This is a genomic window from Blastococcus sp. CT_GayMR16 (genome assembly GCF_004570875.1).
GTDB lineage: Bacteria > Actinomycetota > Actinomycetes > Mycobacteriales > Geodermatophilaceae > Blastococcus_B.
In genome coordinates, this window is the sequence record NZ_SPQK01000007.1 from 44,562 (window position 1) to 60,264 (window position 15,703).

The 15,703-nt window shown below is 71.8% G+C and carries 16 protein-coding genes; 13 read left to right on the top strand and 3 right to left on the bottom strand.

Annotated elements, in window-relative coordinates; genetic code table 11:
- The first annotated feature begins 111 nt into the window (after positions 1-111).
- From E4P38_RS10125 to E4P38_RS10160, 8 genes are all read left to right on the top strand, one after another.
- Positions 112-2,151, top strand: a complete 2,040-nt coding sequence (locus tag E4P38_RS10125) for an APC family permease (protein ID WP_135131692.1) — start codon at positions 112-114, stop codon at positions 2,149-2,151.
- A complete protein-coding gene (locus E4P38_RS10130) occupies positions 2,144-3,445 on the top strand; it encodes a TRAM domain-containing protein (RefSeq protein WP_135131693.1) in 1,302 nt (433 codons plus the stop codon). Before E4P38_RS10125 ends, E4P38_RS10130 begins: the two co-directional genes overlap by 8 nt.
- Before the next feature lie 91 nt (positions 3,446-3,536).
- Positions 3,537-3,776: a hypothetical protein gene (locus E4P38_RS10135; RefSeq protein WP_135131694.1), complete on the top strand. Its 240-nt coding sequence runs from the start codon at positions 3,537-3,539 to the stop codon at positions 3,774-3,776.
- A gap of 72 nt (positions 3,777-3,848) precedes the next feature.
- Complete coding sequence (locus tag E4P38_RS10140; protein WP_135131695.1) at positions 3,849-4,454, top strand: SGNH/GDSL hydrolase family protein; 606 nt, start codon at positions 3,849-3,851, stop codon at positions 4,452-4,454.
- A gap of 42 nt (positions 4,455-4,496) precedes the next feature.
- Complete coding sequence (locus tag E4P38_RS10145; RefSeq protein WP_135131696.1) at positions 4,497-4,727, top strand: DUF4177 domain-containing protein; 231 nt, start codon at positions 4,497-4,499, stop codon at positions 4,725-4,727.
- 57 nt (positions 4,728-4,784) lie between these two features.
- The gene (locus tag E4P38_RS10150; RefSeq protein ID WP_135131697.1) at positions 4,785-5,153 is read left to right on the top strand and encodes a hypothetical protein; all 369 of its coding nucleotides are present in this window, start codon (positions 4,785-4,787) and stop codon (positions 5,151-5,153) included.
- 120 nt (positions 5,154-5,273) lie between these two features.
- Positions 5,274-7,184 (top strand): 1-deoxy-D-xylulose-5-phosphate synthase, encoded by a 1,911-nt coding sequence (gene dxs / locus E4P38_RS10155; protein ID WP_135131698.1) that lies wholly within the window; start codon positions 5,274-5,276, stop codon positions 7,182-7,184.
- Positions 7,181-7,459, top strand: a complete 279-nt coding sequence (locus E4P38_RS10160) for a thiamine-binding protein (protein WP_245160926.1) — start codon at positions 7,181-7,183, stop codon at positions 7,457-7,459. Before dxs ends, E4P38_RS10160 begins: the two co-directional genes overlap by 4 nt.
- A 74-nt stretch (positions 7,460-7,533) precedes the next feature.
- Here E4P38_RS10160 and E4P38_RS10165 read toward each other — a convergent pair whose 3' ends face one another.
- Positions 7,534-7,818: a hypothetical protein gene (locus E4P38_RS10165; protein ID WP_135131700.1), complete on the bottom strand. Its 285-nt coding sequence runs from the start codon at positions 7,816-7,818 to the stop codon at positions 7,534-7,536.
- An 87-nt stretch (positions 7,819-7,905) separates the two neighbouring features.
- On the opposite strand from E4P38_RS10165, the gene E4P38_RS23500 reads away from it, so the two are divergent.
- Complete coding sequence (locus E4P38_RS23500; RefSeq protein WP_135131701.1) at positions 7,906-8,226, top strand: metalloregulator ArsR/SmtB family transcription factor; 321 nt, start codon at positions 7,906-7,908, stop codon at positions 8,224-8,226.
- The gene (locus E4P38_RS23505; RefSeq protein ID WP_135131702.1) at positions 8,223-8,768 is read left to right on the top strand and encodes an SRPBCC family protein; all 546 of its coding nucleotides are present in this window, start codon (positions 8,223-8,225) and stop codon (positions 8,766-8,768) included. Before E4P38_RS23500 ends, E4P38_RS23505 begins: the two co-directional genes overlap by 4 nt.
- Before the next feature lie 118 nt (positions 8,769-8,886).
- Here the strand turns inward: E4P38_RS23505 and E4P38_RS10180 are convergent, their stop codons facing one another.
- Positions 8,887-10,974, bottom strand: a complete 2,088-nt coding sequence (locus E4P38_RS10180; RefSeq protein WP_135131703.1) for a 3-hydroxyacyl-CoA dehydrogenase NAD-binding domain-containing protein — start codon at positions 10,972-10,974, stop codon at positions 8,887-8,889.
- On the bottom strand, positions 10,971-12,194 hold the full coding sequence (locus tag E4P38_RS10185) for a thiolase family protein (RefSeq protein WP_135131704.1): 1,224 nt from the start codon (positions 12,192-12,194) through the stop codon (positions 10,971-10,973). The genes E4P38_RS10180 and E4P38_RS10185 overlap by 4 nt, the downstream gene beginning before the upstream one ends.
- 224 nt (positions 12,195-12,418) lie before the next feature.
- Between E4P38_RS10185 and E4P38_RS10190 the strand changes: the two genes are divergently transcribed.
- The 3 genes from E4P38_RS10190 (at position 12,419) to E4P38_RS10200 (ending at position 15,696) form a co-directional block, all read left to right on the top strand.
- Positions 12,419-13,513, top strand: a complete 1,095-nt coding sequence (locus E4P38_RS10190) for a substrate-binding domain-containing protein (protein ID WP_135131705.1) — start codon at positions 12,419-12,421, stop codon at positions 13,511-13,513.
- Positions 13,514-13,598: 85 nt separating this feature from the next.
- Positions 13,599-14,405, top strand: coding sequence for an ATP-binding cassette domain-containing protein (locus E4P38_RS10195; protein WP_135131706.1), 807 nt, complete (start codon positions 13,599-13,601; stop codon positions 14,403-14,405).
- Between the two features lie 4 nt (positions 14,406-14,409).
- The gene (locus tag E4P38_RS10200; RefSeq protein ID WP_135131707.1) at positions 14,410-15,696 is read left to right on the top strand and encodes an ABC transporter permease; all 1,287 of its coding nucleotides are present in this window, start codon (positions 14,410-14,412) and stop codon (positions 15,694-15,696) included.
- The last annotated feature ends 7 nt before the right edge of the window (positions 15,697-15,703 follow it).

Here is a 15,703-nt window from a genome sequence, read left to right on the forward strand (position 1 = left end):
TACACCCGGCACGGCGGCGCCAGGCGCTGCGGCCACCGACATCCCTCTCCCGGGCGGGGCGCGCCGACTCGGATCGCCGCCCCCCGCAACGGCGACCGTACGATCGCCGCCGTGCCCAGCCTGTCCGACCTCGGACAACTCCCGAAACGCCTCGTCCTCGGTCGCCCGGTCCGCAGTGACCGGGCGGGTGAGTCGCTGCTGCCCAAGCGGCTAGCGCTGCCCATCTTCGCCAGCGACCCGCTCTCCTCCGTGGCCTACGCCACCCAGGAGATCCTGATCGTGCTGACTCTCGCCGGGACCGCCTTCCTCTACCTCGCGCCCTGGCTCGCGGTCGCCGTGGTCCTGCTGCTGGTCACCGTGGTGCTGTCCTACCGGCAGGTGGTGCACGCCTACCCGTCCGGTGGCGGCGACTACGAGGTCGCGATGAAGAACCACGGCCAGTTCGCCGGCCTGACCGTGGCCAGCGCGCTCCTGGTCGACTACGTGCTCACCGTGGCGGTCTCCGTCTCGGCGGGGACCGACAACATCATCTCGGCGTTCCCGGCTCTGAACGACAACCGGGTGTTCATCGCGATCGGCCTGGTGGCGCTGCTCGCCGCGGCGAACCTCCGAGGTGTCCGGGAGTCGGGGCGCGCCTTCGCGGTGCCCACCTACCTGTTCATCGCCGGGATCATGATCATGATCGTGACCGGGTTCATCCGTGACTTCGTCACGGGCAACACGGTGATCGCCGAGAGCGCCTCCTACACCGTCGTCCCCGAGGAGGGGTACGGGCAGCTCGCGGGGCTGGCGCTGATCTTCTTCGCACTGCGGGCCTTCGCCTCCGGGTGCACGGCACTGACCGGCGTCGAGGCGATCGCGAACGGGGTGCCCGCCTTCAAGCCGCCGAAGAGTAAGAACGCCGCCACGACGCTCGCGCTGATGGGCGGGCTCGCGGCCACGATGTTCGCGGGCGTGACCGCGCTCGCCCTGCTCGCCGACGTGAAGTACACCGAGGTCACCTGCGACCTGCAGGGCTTCGCCGGCAACTGCGAGACCGACCCCCAGCGCACCGTCATCGCCCAGTTGGCGGCGGCCACGTTCGGCGGCGACACCTCGTTCGGCTTCTTCTACATCCAGGCGGCCACGGCGCTGATCCTCGTCCTCGCCGCGAACACCGCCTTCAACGGATTCCCGCTGCTGGGATCGGTGCTGGCGCAGGACCGGTTCCTGCCGCGTCAGCTGCACACGCGCGGCGACAAGCTGGTCTACAGCAACGGGATCCTGCTGCTGAGCGGGTTCGCGATCCTGCTCATCGTGGCCTTCCAGGCCGACGTCACGCGGCTGATCCAGCTCTACATCATCGGGGTGTTCACCAGCTTCAGCATCGGCCAGTGGGGCATGGTGCGGCACTGGAAACGCGAGCTGGCCTCCGAGCGGGATCCGCAGGTGCGCCGCCGGATGCGCCGCTCGCAGGTGATCAACACGGTGGGCGGGTCCCTGACCACCGCGGTGCTGGTCGTCGTGGTCCTGACCAAGTTCACCCGTGGCGCGTGGCTCGTCCTGGTCGCGATGCCGCTGATCTTCCTCTTGATGAAGGCGATCAACCGGCACTACTCGAACGTCGCAGAGCAGCTGATCCCCGACACCGACGCCCGCATGCTGCCGAGCAAGGTGCACGCCATCGTGCTGGTCTCGAAGGTGCACAAGCCGACCCTGCGCGCGCTGGCGTTCGCCCGGGCCACCCGGCCGGACCACCTGACCGCCCTGACGGTCAACGTGGACGACGCCGAGACCCGCGCGCTGCAGACCGACTGGGAGCGCTACGACCTGCCGGTGCCGTTGACCGTCCTGGACTCGCCGTATCGCGAGATCACGCGGCCCGTCGTCGAGTACGTGAAGGATGTCCGCCGGGCCAGCCCGCGGGAGATCGTCGTCGTCTTCGTGCCGCAGTACGTGGTCGGCCACTGGTGGGAGAACGTCCTGCACAACCAGAGCGCGCTGCGGCTGCGCGCCCGGCTGCAGTTCCAGCCCGGGGTGATGATCACCACGGTGCCGTGGCAGTTGGAGAGCTCGGTCGGCCGCGGCGACGGCGACGGTCCGGGTGCCGTGCCGGGCGCCCTGCGGCGAGGGTTCACCGGCGACCCGGACGACGCCACTCCGTATGGCTGAGGACCCCGCTGCCCCCCACCGCCCGCAGGCTCGCGGCGGGTCCCTGCAGCGGGGCCTCGGCTGGACCGGGACCGAGTTCGAGGTCACCGTCGGACCCGTCGCCCACGGCGGGCACTGCGTCGCGCGGCACGAGGGACGGGTCGTCTTCGTCCGGCACTCGCTGCCCGGCGAGCGGGTTGTCGTCCGGGTGACCGAGGACCGCCACGCGGGTTTCTGCCGCGCCGACGCCGTCGAGATCCTGGAACCCTCGCCCGACCGGGTCGAACGGCCCTGCCCCTTCAGCGGACCCGGCCGGTGCGGGGGCTGCGACTGGCAGCACGTCGCCCCGGGCGCGCAGCGGCAGCTGAAGGCGGCCGTCGTCCGCGAGCAGCTCGCGCGGCTGGCCGGGCTCGACGACGTCGACCTGACCGTCGAGGAGCTGCCGGGGGGACCGCTGCGGTGGCGCTCCCGCGCGCGGTTCGCCGTCGACCGGTCCGGTGCCGCGGGTCTGCGCCGGCACCGCTCGCACGACGTCGTCGTCCTCGACGACTGCCCGATCACCGTGGCGCCGGCCGCGCAGGCCGTGCTGCGGCAACGGTGGCCCGGTGCCGGGGCAGTGGACGTGTCGGTGGACTCCACCGGTGCGGTGACGACGACGCGGCTGGACCGCCGCGGGAACCCGACCTCGAGCCGGGTCCTCCGCCCGGGCGGCGAGCTCCACGGAGAACCGTCCGCGCGTGCCGAGCGCCACGCCGGCGGCCGCGACTGGGAGGTCGAGGGCACCGGCTTCTGGCAGGTGCACCCGGGGGCCGCCGACGCGCTGGTCGCCGCCGTCGCCGGCTTCGCGGAGGTGCGCGCGGGGGAGACGGTGCTGGACCTCTACGCGGGGGTCGGGCTGTTCGGGGGAGCGCTGGCGCCCGCCGCCGGGCCCGCCGGGCGGGTGGTGTGCGTGGAGTCCGACGAGGCGGCGTGTGCAGCGGCCGACGCGAACCTCGCCGATCTGCCGCAGGCCGAGGTGTGGCAGGGCGAGGTAGATGCCGAGGGGCTCAGCGAGCTGCTCCCGGAGCTCGGCGCGGGCCCCGACGTCGTCGTCCTCGACCCGCCGCGGGCCGGCGCGGGTCCGGCGGTCAGCCGGCTGCTCGCCGCCACCGGCGCGCGGGCCGTCGTCTACGTCGCCTGCGATCCCGCGGCGCTGGCCCGGGACGTCGCCGCCTTCGGGGCGGCCGGGTACCGGCTCGCGGCGGTGCGGAGCTTCGACGCCTTCCCGATGACTGCCCATGTGGAGTGCGTCGCCCTGCTCGTGCCGGCTGCCTAACCCCGCCGAGGGCGCAGTCCGGCCGACCCGTGCGGGTGAAAGCCGCCCGCGCGAAGACTGCGGACCGTCGGAGCGGCTCGATGATGAGCCGGTGACGATGTACTCGGCGACGACGGCCTTGCCGTACGAGCACCTCGAGCGGGCGACCGCCGGTCTGCGCACGGGGCTGCGCAACCGGATTCTCGGCGCGGGAACGCCGGAGACGCTCGACTGGGACAGTCTCGTCGTCCAGTCGCCGGTACGGACCGTGGACGGCCGCGGCCGGGTGTGGTTGACCTATACGGCGACGGTGACCAGCCGGGTGCCGGCACGGACGCGCACGACCCGCTGACGGAGTGTCTCCCGACCGTGGACACGATGTGACAGCGTCGGGGGCGCTGCAGCGCGTGGTGCCGTGGCACGGGTGGGGAGACGGACGCAGCGCTGGGCGATGATCGCCACGGCGGCCGAGCCCCCGGTCGTGACGTTCATCGGGGACTCGTGGACCGCCGGTACCGGCGCCTCCGACTGGGACGGTCACGCGGTGCAGGCCTGCGAGCGCCTGGGCTGGGAGTGCCACGTCCTGGGGGTCGCCGGGAGCGGGTACCTGTCCACCGGTCTGGGCGCTCCCTTCGCGGAGCGGATCCCGCGCGCGCTCGCCGCAGACCCCGACGTCATCGTCGTCCAGGGCAGCACCAACGACTACGCGCAGGACCCGGCCTCGCTCGCCTCCGCCGCGAGCTCGACCCTCACGAGGCTGCGCACCGAGGCCGATCCGGACACCGACATCCTGGTGCTCGGGGGCTCCTACACGCCGGGGCTCGCGTCCCCGGCGGTCGAGGGCTCAACGCTGCCGTGGCAGCTGGGGGCCGCCGCCGCGGGTGTGACGTTCATCGACATCGCCGGGCAGAAGTGGACAGACCCGTCCGACCCGACGATCTGGGCGGACCCGAGCCATCCCGACGACCGGGCTCACGCGCGCATCGCCGAGCGGCTCGCGCCGTTGCTCCGGGGGCTGGTCGGAGCCTGAGCCGTTGCGCCGTGGCCGGAGGGCCCGGGCTACCGTCTCGGTGTGCCCACGTGGGAATACGCCTCCGTCATCACGGCCAACGACGCAGAGTCGCAGCGCGCCGGCGTCAGCATCAAGCTCCCCGGCGGAGCGTCCGAACGCCAGCAAGGCGACACCAGTTCGGTGCTCAACAAGCTCGGCGCGGAAGGCTGGGAGCTGGTCAGCTATCACTCCAGCGGCGCCGGAACCTGGGGTTTCGAGCAGTTCTGGCTCAAGCGCCAGTCCGCTGACTGACCTCGGGACGGACCTCGGCCGGGCCTGACCGTCAGCCGTCGAGGGCAGACTGTCGGCGTGGACGCGACGGTGCCGCCGGGGTGGCCGGAACAGGTGTGGCCCCCCGGGGCGCCCGACTGGGAGCGGACGGCGGTCTCCTGGCTCTACGACCTGGTGCCGCCGGACTACCGCACCCACGAGGTGCTGCGCCGCTATCCGGTCCTGCTGGCCCGCTTCGCCGGTGACCACGTGGCCGCGGGGCTCGAGGCCGCCCGCACTGGCTGGCGCACCGTTCGGGTCGAGCTCGCCGACCAGCTGCCTCCCGACGCCATCGAGGCGGCAATGGTGGCCTACGAGCGGGAGGGCGCGCGGCTGGCCGCCGCGGCCCGCGGCGTCGAGGTCGTGGCGGGCGCGCTGCGGGGCGAGCGCTGGGTGCCGCGGCTCTGACCCCGGCGGGGCCGGCGATCTTGCTCACGCGGTCGGGCCGGTCCCGCGCGGTTACAGTGGTCCGACGGCCACAACCGTGCCACCGCCGCGCTCCCGCCGGAGAGAGGACACCGCCGAGCCGTGCCGCTCCTGGAATCGCTCCGGGGCCCTGACGATCTCAGGGCTCTCGCGGCAGATCAGCTCCCCGCCCTCGCGGCGGAGATCCGTGGCGCCCTGGTCTCCAGCGTCGCGAAGACCGGCGGCCACCTGGGCCCCAACCTCGGCTGCGTCGAGCTGACCATCGCTCTGCACCGGGTCTTCCAGTCCCCGCGCGAGCCGATCGTCTTCGACACCGGCCACCAGGCCTACGTGCACAAGATGCTCACCGGCCGGGTCGAGGGATTCGAGCGACTGCGCCAGCGCGGCGGACTGTCCGGCTACCCGAGCCGCGCCGAGAGCGAGCACGACTGGGTGGAGAACAGCCACGCGTCGACGTCGCTGTCCTACGCGGACGGGCTGGCCAAGGCCTTCGCCGTCCGCGGTGACAAGCGGCCCGTCGTGGCCGTGATCGGCGACGGCGCGCTCACCGGCGGGATGGCGTGGGAAGCGCTGAACAACATCGCCGCGGCCGACGACCGCCCCGTCGTCATCGTGGTGAACGACAACGGCCGCTCCTACTCACCGACCATCGGGGGAGTGGCCGACGCCCTGGCCACCCTGCGGCTGCGGCCGGGCTACGAGGACGCGCTCAACGCCGTCCGGCAGGCCCTGCAGCGGGCCCCGGTCGTCGGGACGGCGCTGTACGACGCGCTGCATGCGATCAAGAAGGGCCTCAAGGACGTCCTCTCCCCGCAGGGCATGTTCGAGGACCTCGGCCTCAAGTACGTCGGCCCGGTCGACGGCCACGACGTCGAGATGATGGAGTCGGCGCTGCGCCGGGCCCGGTCCTTCGGCGGGCCGGTCATCGTGCACGCCGTCACGACCAAGGGCTTCGGCTATCCGCCGGCCGAGACCGACCAGATCGACGCCTGGCACGCGACCGGCGTCTTCGACCCCGACAGCGGGGCGTCGACGGCCGCGGCCCGCGATTGGACGGCGGCATTCTCCGACGAGCTGGTGCGCATCGGCACCGAACGGGCGGACGTCGTCGCCATCACTGCCGCGATGCTGCACCCGACCGGGCTCGCCGCCTTCGCCGAGCGCTTTCCCGAGCGGACGTTCGACGTCGGCATCGCCGAGCAGCACGCGCTCACCTCGGCCGCCGGCCTGGCCATGGGCGGCCTGCACCCCGTCGTCGCGGTCTACTCGACGTTCCTGAACCGGGCGTTCGACCAGTTGCTCATGGACGTCGCGCTGCACAGGCAGCCGGTGACCGTCGTCCTCGACCGGGCCGGCGTGACCGGTACCGACGGCGCCTCGCACAACGGCATGTGGGACATGTCGATCTGCTCGGTGGTGCCGAGCCTGCGGCTGGCCGCGCCCCGCGACGAGGCGACGCTGCGCGAGGCCCTGCGCGAGGCGGTCGCGGTCACCGACGGACCCACGGTCGTGCGCTTCCCGAAGGGCGTGCCGCCGGTCGACATCCCGGCGCTGGAGCGGCGCGGGCCGGTCGACGTGCTGCGCCGCGGGGACCGCCCGGACGTGCTGCTGGTCGCCGTCGGGTCGATGGTGCCGATGGGCCTCGCCGTCGCCGAGCGGGCCGCCGACCACGGCATCGAGGTGACCGTCGTGGATCCCCGCTGGGTCCTTCCGGTCGCCGACGAGCTCGTCGACCTCGCGGCCGGGCACCGATTGGTCGTCACCGTCGAGGACGGCGGCCGGGCCGGGGGCGTCGGCACCACGCTGACCCAGGCGCTGCAGGACCGGGAGTGCGACGTGCCGGTGCGCGCGGTCGGGCTGCCGCAGCGGTTCTTCGACCACGGCAGCCGCGGTCAGGTGCTCGCCGACGTGGGGCTCACCGAGCAGGACGTCGCGCGACGCATCGCCGAATGGACGGCGAAGCTCGCCGACCGGGCCGAGAACCATGTCGTCTCGCCGGTGGACAAGGCGTGATCGCGGAGATCCAGGTGGCGCCCTCGCCGCCGGGTACTGCGGAGAACCCGCATGCGCACGTAGAGGCCGCGATCGCCGTCCTCCAGGCGTCCGGACTGCGTTACGAGGTCGGGGCGCTCGGCACGACGGTCGAGGGCGACGACGACCTCGTCTGGGCCACGCTCCGTGCAGGGCACGAGGCGATGCTGGCCGCCGGCGCGACCGGCGGGATCTCGCACATCAAGGTCGCCTCGGTGAACCGATCGATGGACAGCCTCACCGCCAAGTTCCGCTGAGGCAGCGGAGGCGTTGTCCCTCCAGCGGCCAGGACGGCATCCCGAATGGCCGTCCCGTGCGCAACGCTGTGCAGCTAGCTGCGGTCCGCCCGCACGCGGATCCGTCGCAACCGGCGAGTCCCCCTCACGAGTTCGCGCCACTCCGGCTTCGACATCTCCACCCAGGCGTCGTCCTCGGACGTGATCGAGCCCATGATCGTCTGCCCACCGGCGTCGGCCAGGTGCAGGTCGTAGGGGAGGGCGTGCTTCTGCTCGAAGGGTGAGGCCACGAGGCCGACGGTCGCGGCCTTGCCGACCATCACGTCCAGCAGCTCCAGAAAGGGCGCTCCGCGCACGCTCTCGCGGAAGGTCACGGTCACGCTCCGATTCTCGCGTCCGCTGTCCAAGGTTCGACCCGGCGCCGAAGTAGTTGACATGTGACCTTTTGGTCACCTATCGTCCCGCATGTGACGGACGACGACCGCGTGTTCAAGGCGCTCGCCGACCCGACGCGCCGGTTCCTGCTCGACCTGCTGTTCGCCCGTGAGGGCCAGACGCTGACCGAGCTCGAGTCGGCGGTGGCCATGACGCGCTACGGCGTGATGAAGCACCTGAAGGTCCTGGAGGAGGCCGACCTGGTCGTCACCCGACGGTCGGGCCGGGAGAAGTTGCACTTCCTGAACGCGGTGCCGATCCGCGAGGTGCACGACCGGTGGATCGACAAGTACACGGAGCGCCACGTCGCGGCGCTCATCGACCTCAAGAACGAACTGGAGAGCGAACGATGACCAGCACCGAGACGACCGGCACCGACCAGGCGACCGGTACGACGCAGGTCCACCGGATCTACATCAAGGCCACGCCGGAGCGGATCTGGCAGGCGATCACCGACAAGGACTGGAACGGCCGGTACGGCTACTCCGCGCCCGCCGAGTACGAGCTGCGGGCGGGCGGCAGCTACCGGTCGTTCGCCACCGACGAGATGAAGCAGGCGTCGGCGGCGATGGGCTGGGAGATCCCCGAGGTCATCGTCGACGGCGAGGTGGTGGAGGCCGACCCGCCCCGCCGGCTGGTGCAGACCTGGCGGATGCTCATGGACCCGACCGCCGCAGCCGAGGGCTTCAGCCGGCTCACCTGGGAGATCGAGGGACCGGGTCAGGACGGCGTCTGCCGCCTGACCGTCACCCACGAGCTGGCCGGCATGCCGAGCCTGTACGCCATGACGTCGGGCAACAACGCGTTCGGCGAGATGGGCGGCGGCGGGTGGCCGTGGATCCTCAGCGACCTGAAGAGCCTCCTCGAGACCGGCGACGCCTTCCCCAAGGAGTAAGGACCCCGTCCCTCTCACCCTTCGCAAGCTCAGGGCGAGCCTCCGGACGGGGCCGAAAACGACGGCCCGGACCCCTCTCCGCTGAGGGGCCCGGGCCCTCGGGCTGTGCGGCCGCGATCTACGCGGGGAGCGAGGCCACCCCGGGCGGCAGGAACCGCTCGCCGGTGATCTTCTCCGAGACGCCGGAGCGGTCCAGATAGGCGGAGATGCCGCCCAGCCAGAACGGCCAGCCCGCGCCCAGGAGCATGCACAGGTCGATGTCCTGCACCGCCTGGACGACGCCCTCGTCGAGCATGAGCCGGATCTCCTCGGCCAACGCGTTCACTGCCCGCGACCGCACCTCGTCCTCGGTGAGCGGGGAGTCGCCGGCGTCGATGCCCTCGAGCTCCGGGTCGATGACGCCGGGCTCGCTGTAGACGCTCGACTTGCCCAGCTCGACCATCTTCCTCAGGCCCTCGCCGACGGCGAACCGGTCGGGGAACGCCTCGTGCATCCGCTCGGCCACGTGCAGCGCCACCGGCGGCCCGACCAGCGTGAGCAGGTCGAACGGGCTCATCGGCAGGCCCAGCGGGTCCAGCGCCCGGTCGGCCACGGCCACGGGGGTGCCCTGCTCGACCGACGCCGTGACCTCGCCGAGGAAGCGCGTGAGCAGCCGGTTGACCACGAACGCCGGGGCGTCGGCCACGAGCACGCAGCTCTTCTTCAGCGCCTTGCCGACGGCGAACGCGGTGGCCAGCGCCGCGTCGTCCGTCTGCTCGGCACGCACGACCTCCAGCAGCGGCAGGACCGCGACCGGGTTGAAGAAGTGCAGCCCGACGACCCGCTCGGGGTGCTCCAGCTTCGAGGCCATCTCGGTGATCGACAGCGCGGAGGTGTTGGTCGCCAGCACGCACTCCGGCGAGACCACGGCCTCGACCTCGGCGAACACCTGCTGCTTGACCGACATCTCCTCGAAGACGGCCTCGATCACGAGGTCGGCGTCGGCGAAGGCGTCCTTGGTCAGCGAGCCGGTGACCAGGCCCTTGAGCCGGTTGAGCTTGTCCTGTGTGAGCCGGCCGCGACCGGCCAGCTTGTCCAGCTCGCCGTGCACGTACGCGACACCCTTGTCGACCCGTGCCTGGTCGATGTCAGTGAGGACGAGCGGCACCTCGAGCTGACGGACGATCAGCATCGCCAGCTGGCTGGCCATCAGACCCGCGCCCACGACGCCGACCTTGGTGACCGGGCGGGCCAGGCTCCTGTCCGGCGCCCCGGCCGGGCGCTTGGCCCGCTTGTTCACGAGGTCGAAGGAGTAGAGCGACGCCCGGAGCTCGTCGCTCATGAGCAGGTCGGCCAGCGCGTCGTCCTCGGCCGCCGTGCCGGTCGTGAACGCCTCGGCCTCGACGCCGTTGCGCGCCAGGTGGAGCAGTTCCACGGCCCGCACCGCACCCGGGGAGGCATTCCGCGTGCGGGCGGCGACGATCGCCGTGGCCCGTGCGATCGCCTCGTCCCAGGCCGAGCGGTCGACCTCGGGACGCGTCACGGGAACGTCGCCGCCGAGCACGCCGACCGCCCATTCCAGGGAGCGCTCGAGGAAGTCGGCCGGCTCCAGGACCGCGTCGGCGATGCCGAGCTTCGCGGCCTTCGGCGCGGGGAGCATCTTGTTCTGGGAGAGGGCGTTCTCGACGATCACGGTGACCGCGGCGTCGATGCCGATCAGGTTCGGCAGCAGCTGGGTGCCGCCCCAGCCCGGCACCAGGCCGAGGAACACCTCGGGGAAGGCGACCATCGCGCCGCCGCTGATGGTCCGGTACTGGCAGTGCAGCGCCAGTTCGAGCCCACCACCGAGGGCGACGCCGTTCACGAACGCGAACGTCGGGACGTCGGCGTCCTTCAGGCGGCGGAACACGCGGTGCCCGGTCTCGGCGATCTCCCGGGCCGCCGCGGCGTCGGGAACCGACGGGACGCCGGAGAGGTCCGCGCCGACGGCGAAGATGAACGGCTTGCCGGTCACGCCGATCGCGACAGGGGCGGGGGAGTGGGCCGCGATCTCGTCCAGGGCAGCATCGAGCGAGGCGATGCCGCCCGGGCCGAACGTGGACGGCTTGGTGTGGTCGTGGCCGTTGTCGATCGTGATGAGCGCGAACTCACCGGCCAGGCCGGGCAGCGTCAGGTAGCGGACCTTGGCGGCCGTCACGACCTCGTTCTCGAACACTGCGGTCGTCACTTCGACGCCCCTTCCCAGCTCGGGTTCTCCCAGATCACGGTGGCGCCCATGCCGAGACCCACACACATGGCGGTGAGGCCGTAGCGGACATCGGGCCGCTCGGCGAACTGCCGCGACAGCTGCGTCATCAGCCGGACGCCGGAGGAGGCCAGCGGGTGGCCGACGGCGATGGCGCCGCCCCACGGGTTCACCCGGTCGTCGTCGTCGGCGATGCCGAAGTGGTCGAGGAACGCCAGCACCTGGACGGCGAAGGCCTCGTTGAGCTCGAACAGCCCGATGTCCTCGATCGACAGGCCGGTGCGGGCCAGCGCCTTCTCGGTGGACGGCACCGGGCCGACGCCCATCACCTCGGGCTCGACGCCGGCGAACCCGTAGCCCACCAGGCGCATGCCGACGTTGAGGCCCAACTCGAGTGCGACGTCCTCGGCGGCGAGCAGGCAGCCGGTCGCCCCGTCGTTGAGGCCCGCGGCGTTGCCGGCGGTCACGTGCCCGTGCGGACGGAACGGCGTCTTCAGCGAGGCAAGCCCGTCGAGGGTGGTCTGCGGACGCGGCGGTTCGTCGACCGTGGCGACGCCCCAGCCGTGCTCGGCCGATCGGGTCGCGACCGTGACCAGCTCCGGGCCGATCTGCCCGTTGGCCACGGCCTTGGCGTACTTCTGCTGGCTGGCCAGGGCGAACGCGTCGGCGCGCTCCTTGGTCAGGTGCGGGAAGCGGTCGTGCAGGTTCTCCGCCGTCGAGCCCATGACCAGCGCGGAGGGATCGACCAGCTTCTCGCTGATGATCCGCGGGTTGGGGTCGACGCCCTCACCCATCGGGTGGCGGCCCATGTGCTCGACGCCGCCGGCGATGGCGACGTCGTAGGCGCCGAATGCGATGCCGCTGGCGGTGGTGGTCACCGCGGTCATCGCGCCGGCGCACATGCGGTCGATCGAGTAGCCGGGCACGGACTTCGGCAGCCCGGCCAGCAGCGCGGCCGTGCGACCCAGCGTCAGGCCCTGGTCGCCGATCTGGGTGGTGGCGGCGATGGCCACCTCGTCGACCCGGTCGGCCGGCAGCGCCGGGTTGCGGCGCATCAGCTCGCGGATGCAGCGCACGACCAGGTCGTCGGCGCGCGTCTCGGCGTAGATGCCCTTCGGGCCGGCCTTGCCGAAGGGAGTGCGTACGCCGTCGACGAAGACGACCTCACGCAGCGAGCGTGGCCGCCGTTCTTCCAGTGACACAGGACCTCCGCAGGAGTTCGGGACCGCGGCCCGGACACAGGGCACGGCGGGCCCAAAGTTACCCGTCGGTAACCAAGTCGCCAAGCCCAGCATCGCCTTCGCCGGTCACCCGAACGGTCACGGTCCGGCAACGGACGAGGGGTGTGCTTGCAGTCACAGGCCGGGGGCGCGCAAGATGTGCCGCTGGAATTCCTCTGTAACCCCAACGAAATGGCAGGACAGTCATGGCGCGACGGCGCACCCTGATGACGGCTCTCGGAGCCGCCCTCGTTCTCAGCCTGGCCGCATGCGGCTCCGACGACGGCGGCGGCGACAGCGGCAGTGGCAGTGGCGGCGGCGAGTCCGCCGGCAAGGTCGGCGTGATCCTCCCCGACACCGAGTCCTCCGTCCGCTGGGAGAACTTCGACCGCCCGTACCTCGAGGCGGCCTTCGAGGACGCCGGAGTCGAGTTCGACATCCAGAATGCCGAGGGCGACGCCCAGCGGCAGGCCACCATCGCCGAGCAGATGATCACCGAGGGCGCCACCGTCCTGGCGATCGTCAACCTGGACTCCGCCTCGGGCGCGCAGATCCAGGAGCAGGCGTCCGCCGAGGGCGTGGCGACGATCGACTACGACCGGCTCACCCTGGGCGGCACGGCCGAGTACTACGTCTCGTTCGACAACACCGTGGTCGGCGAGCTGCAGGGGCAGGGCCTGGCCCAGTGCCTCGGCGAGACCACGACCGCGAACATCGCGTTCCTCAACGGCTCGCCCGACGACAACAACGCCACCCTGTTCGCCGCGGGTGCGCACAGCGTCCTCGACCCGATGACGAACTTCACCAAGGTGGCCGAGCAGGCGGTGCCGGAGTGGGACAACCAGCAGGCCGCGACGATCTTCGAGCAGATGTACACCCAGGCCGGCGGCAACATCCAGGGAGTCCTGGCTGCCAATGACGGCCTGGCGAACTCGGTGATCCAGATCCTGGAGCGCAACAACGCCGCCGGGGCGAACAACGTGACCGGCCAGGACGCCACGGTCGAGGGTCTGCAGAACATCCTCGCCGGCAACCAGTGCATGACGGTCTACAAGTCGATCCGCGAGGAGGCCAACGCGCTCGCCGAGCTGGCCACCGCGCTGATCAACGGCGAGGAGGGCGAGACCACGGGCACCGTCGAGGACACCGAGGCCGGCCGCGACGTCCCCTCGGTCCTGCTGACGCCGGTCGCGATCTTCCGCGACAACGTCAAGGACGTCGTCGACGACGAATTCGTGACGGCTGAGGACCTGTGCACCGGCGAGTTCGCCGACGCGTGCACGGAGCTGGGCATCGAGTAGTGGTCAGCGGCTGCCGGGGCGCTCATGATGGGCGCCCCGGCAGCTACCCACTGCTCCCGTAACAGCTCGACCGAGAGGCCCCGGCGTGTCCGCACCGACCGGCCGTCCCGAGGACGGCACCCCCACCCTGGAACTGCGTGGCGTCGACAAGAGCTTCGGCGCCATCCAGGTCCTGCACGGCGTCAATCTGAAGGTCTTCTCCGGCCAGGTCACCGCTTTGGTCGGCGACAACGGGGCCGGCAAGAGCACGCTCATCAAGGCCATCGCGGGCATCCACGCGATCGACGGCGGTGAGATTCTCTTCGACGGCCGCCCGGTCACCGTCTCCGGGCCGCGGGACTCCGCCGCCCTGGGCATCGAGGTCGTCTACCAGGACCTCGCGCTGGCCGACAACCTCGACGTCGTCCAGAACATGTTCCTCGGACGCGAGCGCAAGCGCGGCTTGCTTCTCGACGAGGTGTCGATGGAGCAGGCCGCTCGCGAGACGCTGACCAAGCTCTCCGTCCGCACCTTGAAGTCCGTGCGCCAGCTCGTGTCCAGCCTCTCCGGTGGCCAGCGCCAGACGGTGGCGATCGCCAAGGCCGTGCTGTGGGAATCCAAGGTCGTGATCCTGGACGAGCCCACCGCCGCGCTCGGCGTCGCGCAGACGCGTCAGGTCCTGGATCTGGTCCGACGGCTGGCCGACACCGGCCACGCGGTCCTGTTCATCACGCACAACATGGTCGACGTGTTCGAGGTGGCCGACCGGGTCGCCGCGCTCTACCTGGGCCGCATGGCCGCCGACATCCCGATCTCCCAGGTGAACCGCAGCCAGGTGATCGAGCTCATCACGGCCGGGCGGTCCGGCGAGATCGGCATCGCCCCCGCCGAAGCCGCTGCAGTGGAGGTCTGAGGCCATGTCGAGCACGATCTCCACGACCACCAGCTCCCAGGAGCCGGGTGGAGCGCCGTCCGGCTTCGAGGCCGACCAGGGCACCGACTCCCTCGGCGGTGCCGCCCGGGCGTATGTCAACCGGGTCCGCGGCGGTGACCTCGGCGCGCTGCCGGCCATCCTCGGCATCCTGGCCCTCGGCCTGCTGTTCACCGCCCTCCGTCCGGAGACCTTCCTGACCCCGCGCAACATGGCGAACCTGGCGGACCAGGCCGCGCCGATCATCATCCTGGCGATGGGACTGGTCTTCGTCCTGCTGCTCGGGGAGATCGACCTGTCCGCGGGCGTGGTCAGCGGCGTGTGCGCGGCCGTCATGGCGAAGCTCCTGGCCGACGCCGGCTCACCCTGGTACGTCGCCGTGCTGGCGGCGATCCTCACGGGCGTCCTCATCGGCCTGTTCACGGGCAGCCTGGTGGGGCTCGTCGGCATCCCGTCCTTCGTCGTCACCCTGGCGCTCTTCCTGGGCTGGCAGGGCTTCACGCTGCGGCTCATCGGCGAGGGCGGCACCGTGCCGGTCCGCGACCCGGTGATCTCCGCGATCAGCGACAAGAACCTGCCGGTGGTGCTCGGCTGGGTCCTGGCCCTGGTGGTGATCGCGCTCTACGCCGGGCTGCAGCTGAACCGGTGGCGCACCCAGAAGGCGAAGGGGCTGGCGCACCAGCCGCTCGCCGTGGTGCTCGTCCGGATCGGGGTGATCGCCGCGGTGGTCGTCCTGGTCACCGCGGTGCTCAGCGTGGACCGGGCTCCGGCCCCGGGGTTCGTGCTCGCCGGCATCCCGTACGCGGTGCCGATCGTGATCCTCCTGCTGCTCGTCCTGACCTTCGTCCTGGGTCGTACCGGCTTCGGCCGGCACGTCTACGCGGTCGGCGGCAACGCCGAGGCGGCCCGGCGGGCAGGCATCAGCGTGACCCGCATCAAGGTGCTGGTCTTCGTGATCGGGTCGACCCTGGCGGCGATCAGCGGCATCGTCGCGGCCGCCCGGCTCGGGTCGGTCGCGCCGGGCTCCGGTGGTGGCAACACGCTGCTGTACGCAGTCGGCGCGGCGGTCATCGGTGGCACCAGCCTCTTCGGTGGGCGGGGCCGGGCGCGCGACGCGGTGCTGGGTGGCCTGGTGGTGGCGATCATCGCCAACGGGCTGGGTCTGCTGGGCACCGAGGCGTACCTGAACTTCATCATCACCGGCGGGGTGTTGCTCCTCGCAGCCAGCGTCGACGCGCTCGCCCGGCGCAGGGCGGCCGCCACCGGGCACTGAGGCACGA

What these genes read in the sequence shown, in the direction of transcription:
- E4P38_RS10130 (WP_135131693.1), top strand. Translation starts at nt 2,144, where the DNA reads ATGGCTGAGGACCCCGCTGCCCCCCACCGCCCGCAGGCTCGCGGCGGG.
- E4P38_RS10190 (WP_135131705.1), top strand. Translation starts at nt 12,419, where the DNA reads ATGGCGCGACGGCGCACCCTGATGACGGCTCTCGGAGCCGCCCTCGTT.
- E4P38_RS10200 (WP_135131707.1), top strand. Translation starts at nt 14,410, where the DNA reads ATGTCGAGCACGATCTCCACGACCACCAGCTCCCAGGAGCCGGGTGGA.
- E4P38_RS23505 (WP_135131702.1), top strand. Translation starts at nt 8,223, where the DNA reads ATGACCAGCACCGAGACGACCGGCACCGACCAGGCGACCGGTACGACG.